Consider the following 23,089-nt stretch of genomic DNA (forward strand, 5'->3'; position numbering starts at 1 on the left):
ACGAATTTGGGCTTTGTATCGATAAACAAAATTTAACTTTTTTCTTAACATTTTTTAACGGAATGGATTTGGTTTCCAGAAGTTTAATTCTATTTGCCATTAAAACAAAACGGCCCCAATCGCCGTGGATTAGAGCCGTCCCGTTTAATGATCAACAGCGTTCATTAATAGCCAGGATTTTGGGTAATATTTGGATTGGCATTCAGCTCATCCGTTGGGATAGGCCATATATATCTGTAATCACTGTAAGCAATTGCAGCTTTACCTGTTGCCGTTATAGGCCTTAGGGTTACATCCCAATTGGATCCGGTTCCGCTTAAGGCAGTAACTAATATCTTAGCTGGAATCCCACCACCAGTTACCTGGAAATTAGCATCTTGTGATAGTCTTGTGATATCAGGCCATCTTCTGCCCTCACCTGCGAACTCAATTCTACGCTCGTTTAGTATCGCCTGAGTTAAAGCATTCTGGCTTGAGAAACTCGCAATCGTATATTGACTAGCAGTTGGAACGGCTCGGTTACGTACAGCGTTTAATAAATTTAAAGCCCTTGCATCCAGTGCAGTTGTCCTTGAATAAGCTTCAGCAACGTTTAATAAAACTTCAGCGTAACGGATAATTGGGGCATAATCAGTTTTATTAGTATAGTCTTTATATTTATAATTAAAGAAATACTTCGCACCAGTTGTGGTTTGCTGGACTTGTAAAAGGGTTCTCCTCGTATCTCCTGTTACCCAAAACGAAGCATTGTATAAGTTTGGACTGGTAGCTACCAAACCACGTCCTCCTAAACTAGCAGGCCCAAACATATTCGGCAATGCACCGTTTACCCCGCCATTTGCAGCAGCACTGTTTTCGATAGAGAAAATAGATTCTGTATTACTAGCGAAGCTAGTGAACGGACCGTCAGGAGTGGAAGTAAGGGCATAACTACCAATCGAACTTTTATAGGGAGAAGCAGTCGCAGAAGTACCCAATTTAGCTCCCTCTGTAATAACGCCGGCAAAATCGTTCATATGTAATTTAACGCGCGTTTTTAATGCGATGGCAGCCCCCTTTGTTGCACGGGTAATTGCGTATGTAGCACGTGTTGCTGGAAGGTTGGTTTCTGCATAATCCAGGTCGGCCAGAATTTGAGTATAATCCTGTGCTACGGTACCCCTGCCAACAAGTACCTGGGATGAAACAGCATCTGTAGAATTTACAGCTATAGTACGATAAGGAACTCCGGCTGCAGAACCATTACCATCAACGTACGGACGGCAGAAATTAATGACTAATTCGTGGTGTGCCAACGCTCTTAAAAAACGGGCTTCAGCAGCGTACTGAGTTGATACGGCGCTAGTGATCGTTCCTTTAACTGCAGCAGCTTCGACCCCAGTGATCAGGATATTACATTGGTTAATCAATGCGTAGAGGTTACTCCAAAGATTGATATTATTGGCTGTAGTAGAGGTGTAGGTAGACTCATAGGTGATTTGATAAAAGGTGGCCAGATTTACCATGTCTTCACCTCTCATTTCCCCCTGTTCAATAGCAGCTGCACCAAAGGGATAACCGCGACCTGTGCTACCATTATAGGTTCCTACAGCAGCGGTATTATATACACCCGCTGCAACCAACTCAATATTTGCCGGAGTATCGAAAGCTGTAGCCTCGGAAAGTGAATTAATGGGATTTAATTCAGTGTATTTTTCGCAGGAGCTTACCATTAATATCACGGCAACCAGACCTGCGTAAGCAAATTTATTTTTCATCTTAAAGTTCTTCATTTCAGTAATTTTTAAAATCCAACATTTAAACCCACCAAAAAGGTTCTGGCTTTAGGATTGGTATTATAATCCAAACCAGTTTGACTATTGGTTGTGGTACTATAATTTAATTCGGGATCTAAACCTGAATATGGTGTAATGACAAAAGCATTTTGTATCTGAGCATAGATACGTAAGCGATTTAACTTCAATTTATCGGTGAACAATTTAGGGAAAGCGTAACCTAAAGTGATGTCTTGTGCACGAATGAATTTACCATCCTCCACAAAACGTGATACTGAACTTGAAGTTAAATTAGTGAAGGCATCTCTACCATAATACACTTTAGGAACATTTGTGATCTGGCCAGGCGTTGTCCATCTTTCTAAAATTTCAGTTCCGTTATTTAAAAACTTCTGATTTAACAAACTTTCCTGACGGGTGATGTTCATGATTTTATTGCCTCCTGAAAACACCATATTTATACCAAGGTCAAAGTTTCTATAACTGAAATTATTTACAAAACCACCGTAATAGGTTGGATTAGATTGTCCCAGTATCTTTTTATCGGCTGCAGATAATGTTGTTGCAGTAGTTAAAGCTGTTGGGTTAGCAGCATCGTAAACATAATAGGTTTGATTGGCTATATTCCCCTGAACAATCTGTCCATTCGCTTTAACATATAACGGGTTACCATTTGCCGCATTTACACCAGCATATTCGTAGCCATAAATTGCGCCAATAGATTCTCCAACCCTGTTGATATTATAAGTGTAATTAATATCCGCATTATTGTTTGACAACTGAGTAATCTTATTTTTAACAAATGTGATGTTGAATGAACTATTCCATTTAAAGGGTGTATCCCGAAAGATATCAGCACTTAAGGCAAACTCGTAACCTTTGTTGTACATTTTACCAACATTTTGATAAATGGAATTACCAGGTACGCCTAAAGATGGTGCTGTTGGAGCAGCTAGAATCAGATTATCCACGTTGTTTTTGAAATAATCGGCTGTAAAGGTAATCCTGTTATCGTAAAAAGTCGCGTCGATACCCACATCATACTTACCACTAGTTTCGAATTTAAGACTGCTATTCCCTACCTGCGTATAGGCTAACCCACTCTGAACGCCATATGTGGCCGCGCCAAATGTTCCTGCAAAAGGATAGTTACCAATATCCGTATTACCCGTTTTAGCATATCCGCCACGAATTTTGAAATCGTTAACGAACTTTAAACTCTCATTATCCTTAATAAATTCTTCTTGCGAAAGTCTCCAGCCCACAGACACCCCTGGAAGTTTGGCACTCTGATTACCAATGGGTAAAGAGGATATCGCATCGATCCTGTAAGTTCCCGATACGAGATAACGTTCTTTGTAAGTATAATTTGCTCTTGCAAAATATGATTTATAAGCATTTTCATTTACTCCACCACCAATATCATAGGTAGATTGGGTTAAAGAATTACTGATTATGTTCTCTCCCCCAAAAAATGTGCTAGATAATGAAGAACCACTTGCGTAAAAGGATCTGTTTTTTGTTTTTTGAAATTCAACACCGATAGTTGCGCCAAAGGAGTGATCGCCAATCGTTTTAGTGTAGCTGGCAGTATTTGTCCAGTTGTATCTGAATCTTGGTATGAATTGTTGAAATTCATAACCTTTGGTTGCACTTCCCCCATCTCCATGCACAGGGTTTAAATATTGGTAATCTTCGCCAAATATGTTTTGAGTTGAAATCTGGGAGCGAATGTTCAGTCCATCAATAATCTTCACATCAGCGAATGCATTTCCAAGCATGGTGAAAGTCAAATTGCGGTAAACATTATTATCCAGAATGTATTTGATATTGGTGTAGTTATCGTCAATCTCCTTGAGATTGGCGGCCCTGCCCAAACGTGCATTATCAGAACTAAGGTTATAAGACCCGTCTGCATTAAAAGCTCCCACGTTCGGTAATGCCCTAATAGCATTGCCTATATTACCTGAGAGCGAACTTGTTCCTGAATTAAGACCAGTATTTTTAACATAGGATCCGGTTAAGCTGGCACCTACAGTGAGGTGATCACCCAATGCTTTCTGCTCAAATTTACCCGAAAATTGATACTTAGACTGGTTATTTGCTACCGTTGTTCCTTTTAAATCTGCGTAGCCCAAAGAGAAATAATAATTGGACTGATCGGTAGCTCCACTGAAGGAAATATTATGGTTCTGCTGAAAAGCGTCTTTATTGAATACATATCCTTGCCAATCAGTATCGACTACACTTCCATCGGCATTGTAAGATAATACGGCTTGTGGGGTTGTTGTTCCTGCGTTATAAAGCTTTTCATTTGCAATGGTTACAAATTCTTGTGCATTTAGCAGGTCGAAACGCTTAGCCACATTTGCCCAGGCGAACCAATTGTTGTAATTGATTTGTGTTTTGCCTTTAGTTCCTTTCTTTGTTGTAATAATGATTACCCCATTAGCACCCCTTGAGCCATAAATAGCAGTTGCCGCACCATCCTTCAACACGTCAACACTCTGAATATCGTTTGGGTTGATATCTCCAAGTGGATTTACAGATGCTACACTACTTGATCCGCTTGAAATGATTACCATGCCATCTACAACATATAGCGGGTCGGCACCTGAAGAAATACTATTAGTGCCACGAATACGGATTCGTGGACCAGCACCAAGTATACCGCTTGAATTTGTGACCTGCATACCGGTAATTTTACCCGCAAGTGCCTGATCGAAACTAGCTACAGGCTTTCCAGCCAGATCTTCCCCTTTAATACTGGCCACTGAAGCTGTTAAATCTTTTCTCTTCGCGGTTCCATAACCAATCACCACCACATCGGTTAACGATTTGGAATCAGAAACGAGTGCTACACTGATTTTATTTTGCTTACCAACGGTAATGTCCTGAGTAACATAACCTATTGATGAAAATTGTAACACAGATGAAGCGTTTGCCTTTATGCTATATGAACCATCTGCATTTGTAGATACACCAACTTTTGTATTGGCAATTTTGATACTTACACCAGGTAATGGCAGTCCGTCTTCCTTTGATGTCACCACTCCTGTGACAGTCTTTTCTTGTGCCGAAACCTTTGTTACCAGCAAAACAATAAAGAACAACAAACATTTTAGTAGTTTTCTTTTCATTTACATTTAATTTTAGTTTAATAGTTAATAAGTTTGAAAAATCAATCATAGCATATGCGGCAGACGAACTTTGGTCCAGGCAAGCAAATACATATAAATGATTAGCGGGTTTCATTACAATGGAAAACTTGAGAGGATTTCCGGTTCGTTAAGAACAAATGCAATGATTAATAATTCAATTGCGAATTAAAGCCATCTAAAACAACTAAATTGTTAAGACACGATAAAATGGAAGGATGTATCGATAAACAGATTTGTAAATGTTTGTTAAAAATAAATTTGGGATGTTAAAATATTATAAAATCATAAATTAAAGACGAGTATACAACCCCTAATTTGCACTTTTAACAAAATAAAGATCACAGAACACCTTCAAGCAGTCAAAATTGTTAACCAAATAATCAAAAATGATAAAAACAGTTGCAGTAATCGGATCAGGAACAATGGGAAATGGCATTTGTCATCTTTTTGCCCAGCATAATTTCAAGGTAACTTTGATCGATGTCAATCATAATGCATTAGATAAAGCATTAACAACCATTTCTAAGAACTTTGACAGGCAAATTGCTAAGCAAACCTTTACTGAAGAACAGAAAATTCATGCGCTTAAAAACATCACCACCCATACCGACATCAAAAATGGTGTTGAAAATGCGGATTTGATCGTTGAAGCAGCAACAGAAAACCTGGATTTAAAACTCAGTATTTTCAAGGATTTAGATCAGTATGCACCAGCTCATGCTATCCTTGCTTCTAACACCTCCTCGATCTCCATCACACAAATTGCCGCCGCTACCAATCGGGGAGATAAGGTGATCGGCATGCACTTTATGAACCCGGTACCGGTAATGAAACTGGTAGAGGTAATCAGGGGATATCAAAGCAGTGATGAGACTACTGCACAGATTATGACATTATCGGCAAGTCTGGATAAAACTCCGGTTGAAGTTAATGACTACCCCGGATTTGTGGCCAACCGAATTCTGATGCCAATGATTAATGAGGCCATATATACCTTATACGAAGGTGTTGCAGGTGTTTATGAAATAGACACAGTAATGAAACTGGGTATGGCTCACCCCATGGGACCGCTACAACTGGCAGATTTTATAGGTCTGGATGTTTGTTTAGCTATACTCAAAGTGCTACAGGATGGATTTGGTAATCCGAAATATGCGCCTTGTCCGCTTTTAGTGAACATGGTAAATGCTGGTTACAAAGGCATTAAAACCGGCGACGGTTTTTACAAGTATACACCAGGATCAAAAGACCTTGTTGTTTCAGAGAAATTCAAAAGATCCTAATTTTTTTAGCATTTAATTTTATCTTTGCCTTTATGAACGAGCATCTTGATCCCGAAGCAAACCACCTTACTCCTTACGACAGAGATATTGAACGGGTATTGAGGCCTCAGGCATTCGAAGATTTTACCGGACAAGAAAAAGTGATGGAAAATCTGAAGATTTTTGTGCAAGCGGCAAAACTTCGGGGTGAGGCCCTGGATCACGTACTTCTACATGGCCCTCCCGGACTTGGAAAGACTACGCTATCTCATATCATTGCTAATGAAATGGCTACTGGTATAAAAGTAACTTCAGGACCGGTACTGGATAAACCGGGCGACCTGGCCGGCTTACTGACGGGACTCGATGAGGGCGATATCCTGTTTATTGATGAAATTCACCGTCTATCTCCATTAGTTGAGGAATACCTGTATTCGGCAATGGAAGATTTCAAAATCGACATCATGCTGGAGACAGGACCTAATGCCCGATCGGTACAGATTTCCCTCAATCCTTTTACCCTTGTTGGTGCTACCACCCGTTCCGGGCTCCTTACAGCTCCCCTGAGGGCACGTTTCGGCATCAACGCACGCTTAGCCTATTATGATGCCAAACTATTAACCACAATCGTTTTACGTTCTGCCGAAATATTAAAAACACCCATCAGCGATGAAGGTGCCTATGAAATTGCCCGCCGCAGCCGCGGTACGCCGCGTATTGCCAATGCCTTGCTACGCAGAACTCGGGATTTCGCCCAGATTAAAGGTAATGGAACTATCGATACTGCCATTGCCAGCTATGCCCTCAATGCTTTAAATGTGGATGAACATGGCCTTGACGAAATGGATAATAAAATATTGACTACCATTATCGACAAGTTTAAAGGTGGGCCGGTTGGGTTGAAAACCATCGCTACCGCAGTTGGTGAAGATGAAGGAACCATTGAAGAAGTGTATGAGCCCTTCCTTATACAAGAGGGTTATATCATGCGTACCTCACGCGGAAGAGAAGTTACTGAAGCGGCTTATAAACACTTAAAGAAGAACTTCCCCGGTCAAACCGGAAAGTTATTTTGAGCAGATTAAGACCTCTTAAGTTTTGTAAACGGAGAGGTCTTTTTTGTTAATTTTAAACTGCAGCTTTCAAACATTCTTTCCAGATGTCTGTTCATACTGTACAAATCAAACATTATGAATATTGAATTACGAAGATTAACGCTCGAAGATTATGCTGACCTTAAAGAATCAATGCTGCAGGCTTACGACAGTATGGGTGGGTCTATCTGGCCCAAGTCGAGTATTGCTAAACTACTGAATATTTTTCCTGAAGGGCAACTTTGTATCGCTGTAGATGATAAGGTTGTGGCTTGTTCGCTTGCCATTATCGTAGAATACGATGAATATGGCGACCGACATACCTATAAGCTGATTACGGGCGACTATTCTTTTTCTACACACGATCCTAACGGAGACACCTTGTATGGAATTGAAATCTTCGTACACCCCGAATTCAGAGGCTTGAGGTTAGGCCGGAGACTTTATGAAGCCCGAAAAGAGTTGTGTGAGGGACTTAATCTGAAAAGTATCATTGCAGGAGGACGGATTCCCGGTTACCACCAATATGCGGAAAAACTGAGTCCCAGGCAGTATATTGACAAAGTAAAATCCAAAGAATTATACGACCCTACCCTTACTTTCCAGATTTCAAATGATTTTCACGTAAGGAAGGTGCTGAAAAATTACCTCCCGGGAGACAAGGAATCAAAAGAATACGCCACTTTAATTGAGTGGAATAACATCTACTATCAGGGTGTGGATGCTTCTGCGCGTTCGGCCATGAACATTCGCCTGGGTTTGGTTCAGTGGCAGATGCGTTTATTCCCCAATATGGATTCGTTTTATGAGCAGGTTGAATTTTTCGTTGATGCGATAAGCGGCTATAAATCCGATTTCGTGATGTTTCCGGAATTATTTAATACGCCACTACTTGAGCCCTACAACCATCTTCCTGAAATCGAGGCTATGCGTAAGCTTGCTGAAAAGACAGAAGAAATCGTTGCCAGAATGCATGAATATGCACTAAGCTATAATGTAAATATCATTACCGGTAGTATGCCGATAATTGATGAGGGAAAGCTGTACAACGCAAGCTATCTTTGCCATAGAACGGGTAAAATTGATGAGTACCGCAAAATACACATCACACCCAACGAACAGAAATATTATGGTATGGTGGGTGGAGATAAGGTACAGGTTTTTGATACCGACTGCGGAAAAGTTGGTATTCTGATTTGTTATGACGTAGAGTTCCCTGAATTAAGCAGATTATATGCAGACCAGGGAATGCAGATTCTGTTTGTGCCATTTCTAACTGATACCCAGAATGGTTATACCCGGGTGCGGCACTGCGCCCAGGCCAGAGCGATCGAAAACGAATGTTATGTGGCTATTGCAGGCTGTGTGGGTAATTTGCCGAAGGTAAATAATATGGATATTCAGTTTGCCCAATCGGCGGTATTCACCCCATCAGACTTTGCTTTTCCCACTAACGCCACCAAAGCCGAGGCTACTCCAAATACAGAGATGGTTCTTGTAGTTGATGTCGACCTCCATTTACTTGATGAATTGCATCATTATGGTACAGTAAAAATATTGAAAGACAGAAGAAAAGATCTTTATCAGATTAAATTGCTCAAATAAATTTACATATAACAACAAAGCCAGTTCGTTTGAACTGGCTTTGTTGTTATGAAATGAATGACTTTACTTCCTAAGCGCAAACCAGACAATTATGCCAATAATTACAGCTATCGGCAAAATCCATTTCAATACCGAGCCTGCACCGTTTTCGTCCTTTTCAGTAACGGCAGGTTTTGCTGGTCCCGGATCTTCTTTATGATTTTCGTAATCTTTTTCTATCGGTTTTGGAGCTTCTCCAGATTCCGTATGTTTTGGATCTATTTCTTCCATGGTTTTGCAGTTGAATCCGAGTTCTAAAATACTTTAAACAGTTATTAAAGAACTCCAATTAATTAATTTAGTGTTTGCATTTAGAACAAGCGATAAATGAAAATGTTTTGATTGTAAGCCTTATCTTTGCAAATCTGTGTACTTAAATAAGGTAAAATATAGCAAGCTGATTAAAGATGAAGCCTTCCGTTTAGGCTTTATGGCCTGCGGTATTTCCAAAGCAGAGTTTTTGGAGGAAGAAGCACCACGGCTGGAAAAGTGGCTGAACCAAAATCATCACGGCGAGATGAAATACATGGAAAATTATTTCGACAAGAGGCTGGACCCCCGCCTTTTGGTTGATGATGCAAAATCGGTTATATCGCTATCGCTAAACTATTATACCAATGAGAAACAGGCCGATCCTACCGCGCCAAAAATTTCCAAGTATGCATATGGTCAGGATTACCATTATGTGATAAAAGATAAATTGAAAGCGCTTACCATTTTTATAGAGGAAAACATCGGTGCGGTAAATGGCAGGGCATTTGTAGACTCGGCGCCCGTACTCGACAGGGCCTGGGCAAAGAGATCAGGTATTGGCTGGATCGGAAAAAATTCTAATCTTATCAGTAAAACTGAGGGCTCATTTTTCTTCCTTGCCGAACTGATTGTCGACCTTGAATTGGATTATGACCATCCTTTTCAAACCGACCATTGCGGTACCTGTACACGATGCCTGGATGCATGTCCAACTGATGCTATCATTGCACCTCAGGTGGTAGATGGAACCAAATGCATATCCTATCTCACCATCGAACTTAAAAACGAAATCCCTACTCAGTTTAAAGATAAAATGGATAACTGGATGTTTGGTTGTGACGTTTGCCAGGATGTTTGCCCCTGGAATCGCTTTTCAAAAGTGCACCAGGAGGAGGCCTTCCAACCCGATTCGGGATTGCTTGACCTTAAGGCCAGCGACCTGACTGAAATCACTGATGAAGTTTTCAAAAAAGTATTTAAAGGTTCGGCGGTTAAGCGAACTAAACTTTCGGGATTGAAAAGAAACATTGATTTCCTGAAATCTACATAAGACAGTTAAATTCACTTCCTGTCATTATTTGATAGTCGAACTATTGTACCCCCAGTACCAGTCTGCATGATGACTGTAGCTTACCGAAAGGTTTTTAACAGAATTATCCATCGCATTAACGCTGATTATTTCATTGGCTAACAAACCGGAAAATCTGATCTCAACCTTTGCTCCTACTTTTTTCTGTTCAAATTGCAGTGATTTTCTTTTATTCGAAGTGACTGTGAAATTTGTAATATCTGACGAAATTATGCAGCCACCACCTATAAGGCTATTGATCTGGATGGAATTTGTTTTTCCATTTCTCCTGTTCGCACTTATCAGAAAGGCGCCGTCAGTTCTTAAATCCTTAAAGGAAACATCTTTCCATGATTCCGGTATAGCTGGGAAGATCCTGATTTTATCATTCCAGTTTTGCAGAAGTAGTTCCTGTATCGACGTTGCGGCTGCCAGGGGTGTTTCGATTACCGGACCCGATTCTTTATAAAGGGTATTGGGTTGGATGTACTTATTAAAGAGTTCATTCAACAGCGCATAACTTTTATCCCCATTTTCCATTTGAGCGAACATACTGGCCGAGCCGGTGTAGGTGTATCCCTGAAGTGCTCCTTTCATAGAAATCCAGTGATTAACCGATTTAAGGATAAGCGCCCTTTCATTTTCGTGGTCCCAGTTTACCAGGCCATAAGGATAAATCATTAAAAGATGAGAATAATGCCTGTGTGATGAAGTGAGCGCTACATCCCTGCCAATCAGGAAACCATCTTCACCCTTTGGGTACGCGGTAAGGTTTTTAATCACTTCCCTCCATTTGGCCTCATCTCCATCCTTGAACCCCTGACTGGTGTTAATGGATATAAGGGTATTCAGTCCCCAATTTAAGCTGGCAAGCGAATAGTTAGCGTCTACGGCATTTTTATATTCCGGTGAATGAGATAGCGGCAGATGATAAACACCTTGCTCGTCTTTGTATAAGATATGTAAGAGAAAATTAACTGATCGTTTCAATAAAGGATAAATTTCGGTTTTCAATAGCTGCTTATCCCCCGCATACTCATAATATTTATAATAATAGTACATCATCCAGGTCAGGTTACCTGCTTCAAAAGGCCCTTTTACCATATCTGCTTCATTGGTGGGGCTAATCAGATCGTAAGATGAGCTACGGCCTATGAAGGCAGAATTATAGCGCCACTTCTCGGGAGCATTATTAATCAAGTTCTGAAGATTGGTTTTGAAAGACTGGAATAACGGTTTAGTGAGTTCAAGGTGATTGGCAGCAAAAACAGGTGAATAGGTAAGCTGGGTATTCAGGTTCCACCAGATCGCAGGCCACGGTGTTGAACTGGCCCAGGGACCCATCAAATCAATGAGTATTTTATTTTCCCGTGTAATTGAAGCGAGTTTATATAGCTGGATCCAATAGAAGTTTTCCATTCTCTTATCTGGCAGGCTTACAAAACTTTTCTGGTAATACTGGTGCCACCAGGACTTGTGATTTTTGAGGTGATTAATATCCTTTTCAAAACCCTTAATACTGTTGATGGCTTCCAGATCTTCATCAGCACTGGCAGTAGCATCGTAGCCAACAGAAACCAACATCTCATCTTTTGAGGCTTTAAAGACAGTGCTATATCCCCCATGATTTAATAATGGCTGATGGTAAACTACAAATTCATTGATATTCTTCCTCACAACCGGTGGATTATCTGGATAGGTTTTGGGTTTGTCAGTCGGGTGACTCTGCATGTATCTAAAACTTACACTTCTTTCCTGCTCCCATTTCCAGTCGAGCTTCCTGTTTTGCTGGTCTTTCAATTCAATATGGATGACCTCATGTTTAGCATCAACATAAGCTGCAATATCAACTGTCCCCTGGTCAGTAAATATTTTACCTGTGGCTATTGCATCATAAAGATGAAGCTGAATGTCTGCCCGGAGTATTTTCCCCCTAACGTTCACCATAAAATGCCCGATAGGGAGTCGGGCCTTAGTATAGAGCTTACCAGCCTCTGGCATAAGTTGTGCCCGCACATCAATTACATCTGATCTGCCTACGTCAAGCCTGATGGTACTATCGCCCGCCTGGTAAATATTCAGGCCCATTAATCCATTACCTAAAGTAATACCGCTATAATAGTCTTTTCCCAGTTGCTCCCATTTCATATTCTGCTTTGCCATGAACTGCTCCCAGTTTATGGTTTGGGCAAACAACTGGTACTGTGCAATTAGACAACATAAGATGGTCAGAAAGATTTTCATATAAACTTTTGTATGATGTTTTAAATACTCCGGGAGCAAATTTATATCATCATAGCAGGACAGAGGATAGAAAATCGTAAACAATTAGGGGTAAAATTGCTTAATAATCACGTTTATATCGTTAAAAGTAAAAAATGTGACTACTCCGTAACCATTTCAACTGTGCCGCCATTTCTAAACACATCATGAGATATAAAATATCCAGGAATTTTTTTACCATTTACCTTTATCGCCGTGAGCTTTCTGCCTTTGAAGGGCTTTTTAATGATCAGCAGTTTGCCACTACTGGTTTTCCATTTAATTTCATCGAACAAAGGCACTGTAACGATGTAAGTCGGATCTGTCGCCGAGAATGGATAGATTCCCAGAGCACTGAACACATACCAGGAGGACATTTCCCCTGCATCATCCATTCCTGAAAGAGCAAGTCCCTCCTTGCCTATCCCATATAATTCATTTAATATCTGATCAATAATTTTCTGGGATTTTTCGGGCTTGCCAATAAAAGTATAGGCAAAAGGAGCTTCATGATCGGGCTGGTTACCCTGGCAATACTGTCCAATCATGGTTTCCACATTACGGGCAATATATTTTGGATTCCAGGGAAGAGTGAACAAAGAGTCGAGTTTTGATTCAAAGCCCGCTGCACCGCCATACAGTTGAATTAATCCTGGCATATCGTGAGGTGCATAAAAGGAAACCTGCCAGGCATTAGCCTCCCGGTACATGTATTCGTAATAAGGATACTGGGGATTGAATGGCTTTATCCAGTTGCCATTGTCAAGTCGTCCTCTCATGAATCGTGTGCCAGGATCGAACATATTTTTATAGTTTCCGGACCTGGCCATGAGGCTTCTGTAATTGCTGGAGTCGCCAAGTTTCTTTGCAATTTGAGCCAGCGAATAATCGTCATAAGCATATTCGAGTGTTTTGGACACCCCTGCTTTGGCTTTCGTTTCAACATGTGGATTTTTAATATCCGGATCAGAAATATATCCTTTTTCAATATATTCTTTGATAAAAGGACGTGCTCCGCCTTCTACGTTCGCATTTTTCAAAAAAATCTGATATGCCGCCTTGATATCAAACTGATCTATTCCCCGGAGATAAGCACCCGCAACGGATGAAGTACCATGATCGCCATGAAAAAAAGTAGGCATGAACCCCCGTTTTTGCCCAACATCGATCATCGACTTAATAACGTCAAGCGTAACATCCGGAGTAATCAATCCCAACAATACATCCTTATTGCGGTATGTATCCCACAGGGATGGCTCCGTGTAGTACCTGAAATCAGATTTGGTCACCTGTCCTTTAGCATCTTTAAACTGACCGTTTACGTCACTGCGTAAAGCCGGCCAAAGAAATGACCTGTAGAGACTGGAATACAACATGACCTTTTGTTTACTGGTGCCCCCTTTTACCTGGATTGCAGACAGCAATTTCTCCCATTGAGTCGCTGCAGCCGCTTTAACCTGTGTAAAAGTTTTTGAGCCGATTTCACTTTCCAGATTCTCCCTTGCATTTTCGACGCTTACAAACGAAAGACCAATTTTAAGCTCTACCGGCTTTGTTTGTCCATCGCTTAAGTGAAGAATGGCATAGCCGCTATTTTTGCCTTCTTCTTTTTTCTCTAGTCTGTCTATTTTAGTGTTTGAAACCGCATAAAAATATACGTTCTCTCCGTTCTGAAAGCCTTTCACTGCATAATCACCATCCTGCGATATATTCCAGTCAGACACCCGGCTATTGGCTTTTGCCAGATCAAATAATACCTGCCGGTCCTGATTATCTTTAAATTCATATTGATGATAACCACATCTTAAAGTGGAAGTCAGGTTCACGTTAACCTGATAGTCGCTTAAATAAACCTGATAGAACCCGGGCGACGCACTTTCTTTTTGGTGAGAAAACTTGGATCCAAAATGGGTACCAGGCTTTGACATAGGCAAAACAGGCACGTTGCAAAGGTTCCAATGACCTTTATTAGTATGGGCGAATCCCAGAATTACATCATCCTCATACTCATAGCCGGCACCTGAACCATACTCGGTAATGGGACTAAGCTGAACCATTGCGTTTGGCAGTGAGCTGCCCGGAAAGCATAGACCGGCCCATGAGCGCCAGCCCTCTGGCAATTCGTATCCTAAAATTTTAGGGTCAGTTAATGGTGCCGTGCCAATAAAGGGGTTTACATAATTGGTTAAAGTATTTTTCTTCTGGTTCTGGGATTTTACCGCTTGTGTTATCATTAGCGATAAAACAACAAATATATACTTGGTTAGTAGTTTCATTTGATTATAAATCGTTTTATTTGATAGTTGAATACATTAAACCGAGTGACATAAGGTGATTAGATATGATAACGTTACTCCCGTAAGACCTTAATTTATTTAAGAATTAAAAAACAGGATACATAGAAGGAAAGCTAAAAACTTACATCAGCTGTCTGTAACCGGTGATTTTTAACACACTTGCCTCAACTTTTTAATCGCTAATTCTTGCTTATCTTCCAGAATGAATATAAAAAGCAAATAATCATCTGTTTCCTGAATTTCGATTTTATGCACTACACCCGAAATTTCGGCGCTTGTAATTTCATCTCCCGGTTTCACATTTAACAATAGAGATGTTGGTATATTATCGTTAACTAGCATAGTTGATTACAAAGTTAAAGCCCCCACAGGCATTTTTTTTCCAAATGAGGGCTTTGTTTTTTATCCGTTAAGTAAAGCAGGTTTTTCGTGGTATGTTTTCCATAACAACTCACCAAATAAGGTGTTGGACCAGGCAAACCATGCTCTGGTAAATTTTTCAGGATTATCTTTATGGAAGGATTCATGCATGAAGCCTTTACCTCCATGTGTTTTTTGCAATGTCTGGATGCATAATTTAATCTCTGCATCGTCTGTTGAGGTCAGCGCCCTCATCGTAATACTCATTGGCCAGATCATATCCTGACCAACATGCGGGCCGCCAATTCCTTCGGCTGCTGTACCTTTAAAGAAATATGGGTTATCTTTCGATAAAGCAAATTTACGGGTGTTCTGGTAAATTGGATCTTCAATTTTCATAGCGCCCAGATAAGGCAAACTAAGCAAGCTTGGCACATTTGAATCATCCATCATGTAATTGCTTCCAAATCCATCGACCTCAAAGGCATAGATTTTTCCATATTTTGGATGGTTAACAATTGCGTGTTTTTGCAAAGCGGCATTAACTTCGTCAGCAAGATTCAGCAAATTGCTTTCAAGCGACTGATCCGCCTGCAGGGCTTTGATCATTTCGGCAGCCTGTTTCAGGCTAGACACAGCAAAAAAGTTAGATGGAACTAAAAATGGAAAAATTGTTGCATCATCGCTGGGGCGGAAAGCAGAACAGATCAAACCTACAGGATTAACCGGAAAGCCATATCCTGCCATAGGCTGTGAGTCTGTTGGCTGCGTGGTTTCCCGTTGAAAATGATAAGGGCCATGACCAGTTTTACGCTGCTGCTCTTTAAAAGTTTTGAGTGTAGCTTCAATCCCTTTTTTCCAATCTGCATCGAAAGGTGTTTTATCTCCTGTTTTCTTCCAGTAATGGTAGGCTAAACGAATAGGATAGCACAGCGAATCGATTTCCCATTTACGCTCGTGAACGCCGGCCTGCATATCTGTTTTATCGGTTTTCCACTCTCCTACCTTATTTGCATCACCGTAGAAAGCGTTAGCATAAGGGTCTTTCAAAACGCATTTGGTTTGATGGATGATTACGCCAGCTATCAATTTCTTCAGTGGTTCATCCTCATTCACAAACTGCAAATAAGGCCAAACCTGTGCAGAGCTGTCACGTAGCCACATGGCATCAATATCCCCGGTAATTACGTAGGTATCAGGACGACCATTTTTTTCATTATAATAAACTGTTGTGTCAAGTGTATTTGGAAAGCAGTTTTCAAAGAGCCATGCCAATTCAGGATTCTTCACCTTCGACTGAAACGTTTTGATTGCAGAATCAACGGCTTTACTTTTAAAATGGCGTTTTCCTGCAACAACCCTGACAACGGGGAATTCGGGAAAAAGTTCAGAAGCAAGAGAAAATTTGGATGCAAGTACACCTGCCCCCAACATACCTGAGTTCTGGATAAATGTTCTTCTTTTCATTATTGTGTGTGATGAGATTTGGTTCTATATAAATTTAATATCGCCAACCCTAAAACGATGTTCAGCAAATCAAAGGTTTATGACTGATATCGCAAATTATCTGGTTAGAACGAAAACAAATATTAAGATAATTTTTTTAAGTTCAAAATCGAAAACCTTTAAATATGTATTTCTAAATCGATTTTCTTATAGCTTGTAAATGAAAAAACCGCCAGCATATGCTGGCGGTTGAATATGGAGACAGGTATGATTAAATTATTTTTTTGGTTTTGCACTCATATAGAAGCTAAGCTTTCCACCGTTAATAATATCAGCATGTTTAATCTGGTGGCTCGTGATTTCTTTCCCATTCAGCATCACCTTTTGTACATACACGTTTTTGGCGCTCTGATTTATGGCTTCGATAGTAAAATTTTTACCGTTCTCTAAGTTAATAATTGCTTTATCTACAAGCGGACTACCTAGCGAATAGACATCCGAACCGGGTGCTACAGGATAGAAGCCCATCGACGAAAACATATACCAGGCACTCATTTGCCCGCAATCATCATTGCCACCCAATCCATCCGCGGTAGGTTTATACTGCATGTTAAGGATATGACGAATTTGCGCCTGTCCTTTATATACTTCGTCAGTCCAGTTGTACAGGTAAGCCACATGGTGCGCTGGTTCATTTCCATGAACATATCCTCCGATAATACCTTCGCGGGTAATATCCTCGGTATGCGCAAAAAATTCATCAGGCAAATGCATGCTAAAAAGCGTGTCCAGACGTGCTGCAAACTTCTTTTTTCCACCCATCACTTCGATTAATGAAGCAGGGTCATGAGGTACAAAGAAACTGTAATTCCAGCTGTTGCCTTCAATGAAACCCTGACCCTCAGTATCTTTTGAGTCGAAAGCTTTTTTGAAGGTGCCATCTGCCATGCGCGGACGCATAAAACCAGATGCGCTATCGTAATTGTTCCGCCAGTTATTTGAACGTTTAATGAACTCTTCATAAACATCCATGCGGTTTAACTTTTTAGCAAGCTGCGCAATAGACCAGTCATCATAAGCGTATTCCAATGTATTTGACACGGATACACCACTGCGTTCAGCAGGAATATAACCTTTGTCTATATAATACCCGATACCTTCATAATCGCGGTGTTTAGCTGTGGCGATACAGGCATCGAGGGCTTTGTTGGCATCACCATTATAAGTACCTTTTATTATCGCATCGGATAAGACAGAGACACTATGATAGCCACTCATACACCAGTTATCGTTTGCATAGTGCGACCAGATAGGTAACATATGTAAACTGCTTTGATCGTAATGTGCCATCATGGATTTAACCATATCATTGCTACGCGCTGGTTGAACAATATTGAAGAATGGATGCAGCGCCCTGTAAGTATCCCACAACGAAAACGTAGTGTAGTTTGTAAATCCATCTGCTTTATGAACGCCCTGATCAAGCCCCTTATACTCCCCGTTTACATCGGTATAGGTTGTTGGATTAATGAATGCATGGTATAATGCCGTATAGAAATTGATTTTATTATCGTTGCTGGTAGTAACCTGAATTTTATTTAGTTCTTTATTCCAGTTTGATTGTGCCTGTGCTTTAACTTTTTCAAAGTCCCAGCCGGAAATTTCTGCCCGCATGTTCTGCAAGGCGTTTTCCTGACTTACCGGTGATAACGCAAATTTAATTTTTACTTTTTCGCCTTCCTGGGTATCAAAGTCGAAGAACATTTTGATTTTTTTACCGGCTATTTCCGGAAAATTCTGATCCTGATTGAATTTACCCCAGAATCCTCTGTAGGCTTGTTTAGCATCGAAACTTTTTCTGCCATAACTTTTGAATGGCTTAGAAAAGCTCATTGCAAAAAATACCGTTCTTGTTCTGGCCCAACCATAAGTTTGCCTGTACCCTGTAATTAGCGTATCATTCACGACCCGGACGTATGACCAAACGGTTTTATCTTCATAATTGTAAATGCCTGCCATCAGATCTAAAATGATATGCGATTGATCTGATTTTGGAAAGGTGTACTGGTGCATCCCTACCCTGTTGGTAGCTGTTAGCTCTGCAGTGATGTTATCATCGTCCAGTTTAACTTTGTAATATCCGGCTTCAACAGTTTCGTTGGCGTGCGAGTATGCTGAGCGATAGCCTGATTTAGGATTGTCTGCCGTACCTGGATTTAGTTGCAGTTTCCCCTTGGTTGGCATAATTAAGAAATCACCTAAATCAGAATGGCCTGTTCCGCTAAAGTGCGTATGGCTGAAGCCCGTAATGGTTTTATCTTCATATTTGTAACCTGCGCAATATTTGTAAACGTCACCATTATATTTACCATTTACTTCATATGATAAGGTATCGGTTTCGGGACTTAATTGAACGGCACCGAACGGAACGGTTGCGCCAGGATATGTATGACCCATTTTTGATGTGCCGATAATGGGTTTTACATATTGCACCAAATTCTGCTGTGCCGAGGCCACGAGTGAAGAAAGTACAAGACAAGGCAGGATAATTTTTTTAATCATGTCTGTTTTAAAGTTAGCTTATATTTGAAAATCCTAAGGTATTAATTTAAACGCAAAACTGTAAATAATCTTTATCTAAATCGTTTAACCAACACAAAAAATACAATTCTAAAAGCTAAGAGATTTGAAAGGCTCACGCCACAAACTGACAGGTCGACCTACGGAGGTGTACCCAGGATGATTGATATGTATTAGTGGCCTGCTGTGGCTTTTTACAAGGAACTGACTTCAGCTCACCAATTTCAATTAAATAAAGCTTATTTTTGCACTCTATTTTTTAAAGATGAGTAAACACGGTAGAATTCTGGTAGCCATGAGTGGCGGTGTGGATAGTTCGGTTGCTGCAGTAATGCTGCACGAGCAGGGTTATGAAGTAATCGGCCTTACCATGAAGACATGGGATTACGCAACCTCAGGGGGAAGCAGTAAAGAAACCGGATGTTGCTCGCTGGATAGTATTAATGATGCCAGGACACTTGCTGTAAATTATGGTTTTCCGCATTACATTTTAGACATACGCGACGAATTTGGTGATTATGTAATCGATAATTTTGTTGATGAGTACCTTGCCGGAAGAACGCCTAACCCATGTGTTTTATGTAATACCCATATTAAATGGGAAGCTTTATTAAAAAGGGCTAATAAACTCGACTGCGAGTTTATTGCAACCGGCCATTATGCCAACATCCGCCAGCAAGACAGCGGACGCTATGTAATATCAAAAGGTAAGGATGAAAACAAGGATCAGTCTTACGTACTCTGGGGAGTTTCACAAGAAAATCTATCCCGTACTAAATTTCCGTTGGGCAGTTTTGCAAAATCAGAAATCAGACAGATGGCTTTAGACATGGGACAGGAAGAATTAGCCAAAAAATCTGAGAGTTATGAAATTTGTTTTGTTCCCGATAACGACTACAGAGCTTTTCTTAAACATAAAGTGGAGGATCTTGAAGACCGTGTAGCCGGGGGAAATTTCATATTGAGCAACGGAATGGTCGTTGGTCAGCATAAAGGCTATCCCTTTTATACCATCGGCCAGCGTAAAGGTTTAGGTGTGGCATTTGGTGAACCGATGTTTGTTACCCAGATACTTCCTGAAAGCAACACAGTTGTTTTAGGCCGTGCTGAGGAGTTGGAGCGTAAAGAAGCAATGGTCCGCAATATCAATCTGATTAAATATGGGAGTATTGAGGAACCTATGAATGATGTAATTACAAAAATACGTTATAAGGATGCCGGCATGCTAAGTACAATTGTTCAGGAAAAAGATAGGATGAGAGTTGTTTTTGACCACAATGTTTCTGCAATTGCTCCGGGACAATCAGCAGTGTTTTATGAAGGAAACGATTTGCTTGGCGGTGGTTTTCTAATTTAATCACACCCACTAAAAATATCAAACCCCGGCCATTCAGAAATAGCCGGGGTTTTTAATTTAATACTTTCTGTTATCCAGGAAAGAACCAATATCATTGATTACTTCCTGAGGGGTATCCTTTCCACTCAGCTGTTTCCAGGAACCTTCAACTTTATCTAATTTTCCGATTACTTCCCCGTCTATCATATAGGAGAAGGGTTCATCACTTCCGTATTGCATCAGGGTGTATACATGATGCTGGTGATCGGGTAAATCGCATCTATAAGCCAGTTCTATCATTTCATTTAAGTTTGTAATAGAACACAAATAGATTTCAATTTGTTCATACAAATTTGAAGAAAATCCCGGACTACCTTACTCAGGTGATTACATCCTATTCATTTCCCTTGAAAATATTAATGGCGGCTGTTTTCCAATGCAAGTAGCCCAGATTACCACATATCTGGGAAACAAAATTATCTATGTCTTCAGATACATCATTTACAACCCGCCACCTGATTTTGTATTTTGGATTGTAACTGATGTAAACCACTACGTCATCACTACGCTGTCCTAATGAATGCAAAGGCTGTAAATAAATATCCTGCAAATCAGCAGCTGCGATTTTTAATCGCTCATTCATAATTTTCCCCAATGATAGATCAGGCTTAAAATCAGTTTCTAATATGGCTAATACGGTAACAGTCATAAAAATAATATTATCAATCAAAAAACCCAGCCATCTGCATTTTGTTTTATCCACCGAATAGAGCGGTTTGAACCATAAACTGGATGTCACTTAGCGCAAATCTATACTAAAATATTTAGTATATAAACATATTTTAATCTTTTTTTTAGCTAACTAATGAATAAGATAAAACGGTGACAGATGAACCAATGCCGTGGATAACTTCAATGATGTTAAAAATTATTTTAAACACCTGATTAATAGTTCCGTTATCTATTCAAACAGGAGGTTGTATGAAAAAGTGCATCTATGTAGTTGAAGATAATCCCGGCATACGGGAAATCATTTCATTCCTTTTAGAGGAAGAGCTTTATGAAGTAAGAGCTTGCAGAAATACCCGTGATTTTTGGTTACAGATGAATAAGCACATACCGGACATGGTTATCCTGGACATTATGCTTCCAGATGGAAATGGGTTGGATATCTGCAATAGCCTGAAGGGGAATATTAAAACACACGGCATTCCTGTTATGATGATGTCGGCTAATAACCACCTAAATGCTGTAAAATCAAAATGCGATGCTGAGGATTTTATTAACAAGCCTTTTGATCTTAATGATTTTGCTGCCAGAGTTGACCGTTATATGCGGAATTAAAAATATGCCCTGCGCTGCCAAAAGGCAGGCAAGGCCTATTTTTAAAGAACGATTTTGGAAATGGCGTTTTCTAATGCGTTGTCTTTCAAGTCAGGCATATTAACACCCTCAACCCTGAAAGCAGTTACATCTACCATGCCCAAAAAGCCAAGCACAGCTCTTAAATAAGGTTCAGTAAAATCGTAAGCCTTCATTGGCCCTTCTGAATAAACACCACCCGAAGAAATAGCCAGATAAATCTTTTTACCTTTTACCAAACCTTCAGGTCCGTTTTCGCCGTACTTGAAAGTCTGACCGGCACGGGCTACATGATCAATCCATGCTTTAAGCGTAGAATGAATTCCGAAGTTGTACATTGGCACACCAATTACAATTACATCGGCATCCTGAATCTCTGCAATTGCTTCGTTTGAATGCTTCACTGCTTCAGTTAATTCCGGAGTGTGATTTTCTAGCGGGGTATAAAAAGAGTTCAAATGCACTTCCTCTAAATGTGGAAATGGGGCCGATACCAGGCTATGTGTTTTAACCGTACTTTCTGGATTTGCTTCAGTAAGTTTCTCAACTACTGCATTTCCCAGTTTAATACTGAAAGATGCCTCCCCTCTTGGGCTGGATATAAGATGTAAAATTTTCATTTCTTTTGCTATTTAATCCTGTAAAAATAAAGCATATGAGATTAAAGAAAGTGTAACTAAAAAATAATAGCACTATCCTTTTGTATAGCGATCGAAAAAACAAAGCATTAAAACCCGTTTAAAATATATTTGTAGTTTCGGGTAGCGCCAGGTACAAGAAATATAATTATTGTTCAAACCATCGTCTATCCAATCCTGTTCTTTAATAAAAAAAACTACCATGGAAAATCAAGAAAACATTCAACCAGAAGAAGAAATTGCAAACCTGGAACAATTTCAGGTGGGAAGATCAGAAGGCAGTGCAGCAGATGGACACGCTTTACCCGAAAATGACGAATATACAGCCGAAGAGGTACAATATGCCGATGGAGAGGGTACACGTTTAAATGAAGAACTTGGACCGGATGAAGAAGAAGATGATGATGATTTGATAGATGGCGACGACCTGGAAACGGATGAAGACGCGGAAGATATTGATGAAACAGACGACTCGGATGTAGAAGAACTGGATAAAGATCCCAATGCCTACGATGAAGATGACAGTGAAATGCTGTAAGTAAAAGAGAAGC

At 40.2% G+C, this 23,089-nt stretch carries 18 protein-coding genes; 7 read left to right on the forward strand and 11 right to left on the reverse strand.

Going from position 1 to position 23,089, the window contains the following annotated elements; translation table 11 throughout:
• Window positions 1–164: 164 nt before the first annotated feature.
• Both R2Q80_RS10410 and R2Q80_RS10415 read right to left on the reverse strand, forming a co-directional pair.
• Complete coding sequence (locus R2Q80_RS10410; protein ID WP_316799537.1) at window positions 165–1,772, reverse strand: RagB/SusD family nutrient uptake outer membrane protein; 1,608 nt, start codon at window positions 1,770–1,772, stop codon at window positions 165–167.
• 11 nt (window positions 1,773–1,783) lie between these two features.
• The gene (locus tag R2Q80_RS10415; RefSeq protein ID WP_316799538.1) at window positions 1,784–4,915 is read right to left on the reverse strand and encodes a SusC/RagA family TonB-linked outer membrane protein; all 3,132 of its coding nucleotides are present in this window, start codon (window positions 4,913–4,915) and stop codon (window positions 1,784–1,786) included.
• Window positions 4,916–5,322: 407 nt separating this feature from the next.
• Here R2Q80_RS10415 and R2Q80_RS10420 point away from each other — a divergent pair, with 407 nt between their 5' ends.
• The 3 genes from R2Q80_RS10420 (at window position 5,323) to R2Q80_RS10430 (ending at window position 8,897) form a co-directional block, all read left to right on the forward strand.
• A complete protein-coding gene (locus tag R2Q80_RS10420) occupies window positions 5,323–6,219 on the forward strand; it encodes a 3-hydroxybutyryl-CoA dehydrogenase (RefSeq protein ID WP_316799539.1) in 897 nt (298 codons plus the stop codon).
• A 32-nt stretch (window positions 6,220–6,251) separates the two neighbouring features.
• Window positions 6,252–7,274 (forward strand): Holliday junction branch migration DNA helicase RuvB, encoded by a 1,023-nt coding sequence (gene ruvB, locus R2Q80_RS10425; protein ID WP_316799540.1) that lies wholly within the window; start codon window positions 6,252–6,254, stop codon window positions 7,272–7,274.
• Window positions 7,275–7,388: 114 nt separating this feature from the next.
• The gene (locus tag R2Q80_RS10430; protein WP_316799541.1) at window positions 7,389–8,897 is read left to right on the forward strand and encodes a bifunctional GNAT family N-acetyltransferase/carbon-nitrogen hydrolase family protein; all 1,509 of its coding nucleotides are present in this window, start codon (window positions 7,389–7,391) and stop codon (window positions 8,895–8,897) included.
• A 63-nt stretch (window positions 8,898–8,960) separates the two neighbouring features.
• Here the strand turns inward: R2Q80_RS10430 and R2Q80_RS10435 are convergent, their stop codons facing one another.
• The gene (locus tag R2Q80_RS10435; RefSeq protein WP_316799542.1) at window positions 8,961–9,167 is read right to left on the reverse strand and encodes a hypothetical protein; all 207 of its coding nucleotides are present in this window, start codon (window positions 9,165–9,167) and stop codon (window positions 8,961–8,963) included.
• A 136-nt stretch (window positions 9,168–9,303) separates the two neighbouring features.
• On the opposite strand from R2Q80_RS10435, the gene queG reads away from it, so the two are divergent.
• Complete coding sequence (queG, locus tag R2Q80_RS10440) at window positions 9,304–10,239, forward strand: tRNA epoxyqueuosine(34) reductase QueG (RefSeq protein ID WP_316799543.1); 936 nt, start codon at window positions 9,304–9,306, stop codon at window positions 10,237–10,239.
• Window positions 10,240–10,263: 24 nt separating this feature from the next.
• Here queG and R2Q80_RS10445 read toward each other — a convergent pair whose 3' ends face one another.
• From R2Q80_RS10445 to R2Q80_RS10465, 5 genes are all read right to left on the reverse strand, one after another.
• Window positions 10,264–12,501, reverse strand: coding sequence for a glycosyl hydrolase family 95 catalytic domain-containing protein (locus R2Q80_RS10445; protein WP_316799544.1), 2,238 nt, complete (start codon window positions 12,499–12,501; stop codon window positions 10,264–10,266).
• Window positions 12,502–12,641: 140 nt separating this feature from the next.
• The gene (locus R2Q80_RS10450) at window positions 12,642–14,795 is read right to left on the reverse strand and encodes a GH92 family glycosyl hydrolase (protein ID WP_316799545.1); all 2,154 of its coding nucleotides are present in this window, start codon (window positions 14,793–14,795) and stop codon (window positions 12,642–12,644) included.
• 171 nt (window positions 14,796–14,966) lie between these two features.
• Window positions 14,967–15,158 carry a hypothetical protein gene (locus R2Q80_RS10455; RefSeq protein WP_316799546.1) on the reverse strand — a complete coding sequence of 64 codons (192 nt, stop codon included), beginning with the start codon at window positions 15,156–15,158 and terminating at the stop codon, window positions 14,967–14,969.
• Window positions 15,159–15,218: 60 nt separating this feature from the next.
• Window positions 15,219–16,643 carry a glycoside hydrolase family 125 protein gene (locus R2Q80_RS10460; protein ID WP_316799547.1) on the reverse strand — a complete coding sequence of 475 codons (1,425 nt, stop codon included), beginning with the start codon at window positions 16,641–16,643 and terminating at the stop codon, window positions 15,219–15,221.
• Window positions 16,644–16,898: 255 nt separating this feature from the next.
• Window positions 16,899–19,184 carry a GH92 family glycosyl hydrolase gene (locus R2Q80_RS10465; protein WP_316799548.1) on the reverse strand — a complete coding sequence of 762 codons (2,286 nt, stop codon included), beginning with the start codon at window positions 19,182–19,184 and terminating at the stop codon, window positions 16,899–16,901.
• 283 nt (window positions 19,185–19,467) lie between these two features.
• Between R2Q80_RS10465 and mnmA the strand changes: the two genes are divergently transcribed.
• Window positions 19,468–20,559, forward strand: a complete 1,092-nt coding sequence (mnmA, locus tag R2Q80_RS10470) for a tRNA 2-thiouridine(34) synthase MnmA (RefSeq protein WP_316799549.1) — start codon at window positions 19,468–19,470, stop codon at window positions 20,557–20,559.
• 57 nt (window positions 20,560–20,616) lie between these two features.
• On the opposite strand, the gene R2Q80_RS10475 is transcribed toward mnmA, so the two are convergent.
• Both R2Q80_RS10475 and R2Q80_RS10480 read right to left on the reverse strand, forming a co-directional pair.
• The gene (locus tag R2Q80_RS10475; protein ID WP_316799550.1) at window positions 20,617–20,838 is read right to left on the reverse strand and encodes a hypothetical protein; all 222 of its coding nucleotides are present in this window, start codon (window positions 20,836–20,838) and stop codon (window positions 20,617–20,619) included.
• Between the two features lie 94 nt (window positions 20,839–20,932).
• Window positions 20,933–21,247, reverse strand: a complete 315-nt coding sequence (locus tag R2Q80_RS10480; protein WP_316799551.1) for a hypothetical protein — start codon at window positions 21,245–21,247, stop codon at window positions 20,933–20,935.
• Window positions 21,248–21,519: 272 nt separating this feature from the next.
• Between R2Q80_RS10480 and R2Q80_RS10485 the strand changes: the two genes are divergently transcribed.
• On the forward strand, window positions 21,520–21,882 hold the full coding sequence (locus R2Q80_RS10485; RefSeq protein WP_316799552.1) for a response regulator transcription factor: 363 nt from the start codon (window positions 21,520–21,522) through the stop codon (window positions 21,880–21,882).
• Window positions 21,883–21,923: 41 nt separating this feature from the next.
• Here R2Q80_RS10485 and R2Q80_RS10490 read toward each other — a convergent pair whose 3' ends face one another.
• Window positions 21,924–22,520 (reverse strand): FMN-dependent NADH-azoreductase, encoded by a 597-nt coding sequence (locus R2Q80_RS10490; RefSeq protein ID WP_316799553.1) that lies wholly within the window; start codon window positions 22,518–22,520, stop codon window positions 21,924–21,926.
• Between the two features lie 220 nt (window positions 22,521–22,740).
• On the opposite strand from R2Q80_RS10490, the gene R2Q80_RS10495 reads away from it, so the two are divergent.
• On the forward strand, window positions 22,741–23,076 hold the full coding sequence (locus R2Q80_RS10495; RefSeq protein ID WP_316799554.1) for a hypothetical protein: 336 nt from the start codon (window positions 22,741–22,743) through the stop codon (window positions 23,074–23,076).
• Window positions 23,077–23,089 lie beyond the last annotated feature (13 nt).

Source organism: Pedobacter frigidisoli, from assembly GCF_032678525.1.
Taxonomy (GTDB): Bacteria; Bacteroidota; Bacteroidia; order Sphingobacteriales; family Sphingobacteriaceae; genus Pedobacter; species Pedobacter frigidisoli_A.

Excerpts from the sequence above, each read along its gene's own strand:
- R2Q80_RS10485 (WP_316799552.1), top strand. The coding sequence starts at position 21,520 with ATGAAAAAGTGCATCTATGTAGTTGAAGATAATCCCGGCATACGGGAA.
- R2Q80_RS10435 (WP_316799542.1), bottom strand. The coding sequence starts at position 9,167 with ATGGAAGAAATAGATCCAAAACATACGGAATCTGGAGAAGCTCCAAAA.
- R2Q80_RS10480 (WP_316799551.1), bottom strand. The coding sequence starts at position 21,247 with ATGACTGTTACCGTATTAGCCATATTAGAAACTGATTTTAAGCCTGAT.
- R2Q80_RS10490 (WP_316799553.1), bottom strand. The coding sequence starts at position 22,520 with ATGAAAATTTTACATCTTATATCCAGCCCAAGAGGGGAGGCATCTTTC.
- ruvB (WP_316799540.1), top strand. The coding sequence starts at position 6,252 with ATGAACGAGCATCTTGATCCCGAAGCAAACCACCTTACTCCTTACGAC.
- R2Q80_RS10455 (WP_316799546.1), bottom strand. The coding sequence starts at position 15,158 with ATGCTAGTTAACGATAATATACCAACATCTCTATTGTTAAATGTGAAA.
- R2Q80_RS10465 (WP_316799548.1), bottom strand. The coding sequence starts at position 19,184 with ATGATTAAAAAAATTATCCTGCCTTGTCTTGTACTTTCTTCACTCGTG.
- R2Q80_RS10460 (WP_316799547.1), bottom strand. The coding sequence starts at position 16,643 with ATGAAAAGAAGAACATTTATCCAGAACTCAGGTATGTTGGGGGCAGGT.
- R2Q80_RS10445 (WP_316799544.1), bottom strand. The coding sequence starts at position 12,501 with ATGAAAATCTTTCTGACCATCTTATGTTGTCTAATTGCACAGTACCAG.
- mnmA (WP_316799549.1), top strand. The coding sequence starts at position 19,468 with ATGAGTAAACACGGTAGAATTCTGGTAGCCATGAGTGGCGGTGTGGAT.
- R2Q80_RS10415 (WP_316799538.1), bottom strand. The coding sequence starts at position 4,915 with ATGAAAAGAAAACTACTAAAATGTTTGTTGTTCTTTATTGTTTTGCTG.
- R2Q80_RS10475 (WP_316799550.1), bottom strand. The coding sequence starts at position 20,838 with ATGATAGAACTGGCTTATAGATGCGATTTACCCGATCACCAGCATCAT.
- R2Q80_RS10410 (WP_316799537.1), bottom strand. The coding sequence starts at position 1,772 with ATGAAGAACTTTAAGATGAAAAATAAATTTGCTTACGCAGGTCTGGTT.
- R2Q80_RS10495 (WP_316799554.1), top strand. The coding sequence starts at position 22,741 with ATGGAAAATCAAGAAAACATTCAACCAGAAGAAGAAATTGCAAACCTG.
- R2Q80_RS10430 (WP_316799541.1), top strand. The coding sequence starts at position 7,389 with ATGAATATTGAATTACGAAGATTAACGCTCGAAGATTATGCTGACCTT.
- R2Q80_RS10420 (WP_316799539.1), top strand. The coding sequence starts at position 5,323 with ATGATAAAAACAGTTGCAGTAATCGGATCAGGAACAATGGGAAATGGC.
- R2Q80_RS10450 (WP_316799545.1), bottom strand. The coding sequence starts at position 14,795 with ATGAAACTACTAACCAAGTATATATTTGTTGTTTTATCGCTAATGATA.